General features: G+C 34.8%; 2 protein-coding genes. One reads left to right on the top strand and one right to left on the bottom strand.

All coding sequences use genetic code 11. From position 1 onward, the window contains the following. A partial coding sequence (locus FUA24_RS24560; protein ID WP_148546071.1) for a helix-turn-helix domain-containing protein occupies window positions 1-187 on the top strand: 187 nt, incomplete at its 5' end. A 5-nt stretch (window positions 188-192) separates the two neighbouring features. Here FUA24_RS24560 and FUA24_RS24555 read toward each other — a convergent pair. After that, window positions 193-767 (bottom strand): RluA family pseudouridine synthase (locus tag FUA24_RS24555; RefSeq protein ID WP_246147159.1); only part of this gene is annotated, 575 nt, incomplete at its 5' end.

The following is a 767-nucleotide window of genomic DNA, read 5'->3' as shown; positions in this document are numbered from 1 at the left end:
CGAATTTAGAATTAGAAAAACCTGCATTCTTCTTCAAGAGACTAATGACAAACTAACTGATATTAGTTATAAATGCGGCTATGAAAACATGTCTTTTTTCCACAGGCAATTTAAAAAGTATATGCAAATAACACCTTATGAATACCGAAAAAGTATTTTTAAATCTGTACACCCATTTATTGAGTAAAACAACTATAGTTCTTGATGCTTTGAATAGCTTCTCCACTTTTCAACACATTGTTGAATATCATCAGGAACTTCAGAAGTAAAACGCATAAACTCGCCTGTTTTAGGGTGTTCAAAACCTAATGTTTTAGCGTGTAAGGCTTGCCTTGGCAACACTTTAAAACAGTTATCTACAAACTGTTTGTATTTGGTAAATGTTGTGCCTTTTAATATTTTTTCGCCACCGTAACGTTCATCATTAAATAAGGTGTGCCCAATATGCTTCATGTGTACACGTATTTGATGTGTACGCCCTGTTTCTAATTTACACGATATTAGTGTTACATACCCTAAACGCTCTAAAACTTTATAATGGGTTACGGCTGGTTTTCCTTTATCAGCTTCATCACCTAAAAAAACAGTGTTTTGTAGCCTGTTTTTAGGATGCCTTCCTATGTTACCTTCAACGGTTCCTTCATCAGCTTCAACATTACCCCAAACTAGCGCTACATATTCACGCTCGCTTGTTTTTTCAGCAAACTGATTTGATAAATAATTCATAGCATGTTCCGTTTTAGCAACCACTAAAAGTCCGCTTGTAT

The organism is Seonamhaeicola marinus, from assembly GCF_008085455.1.
The sequence above is the reverse complement of the archived record's forward strand: the minus strand, read 5'-3'. Positions and strand labels throughout refer to the sequence as shown.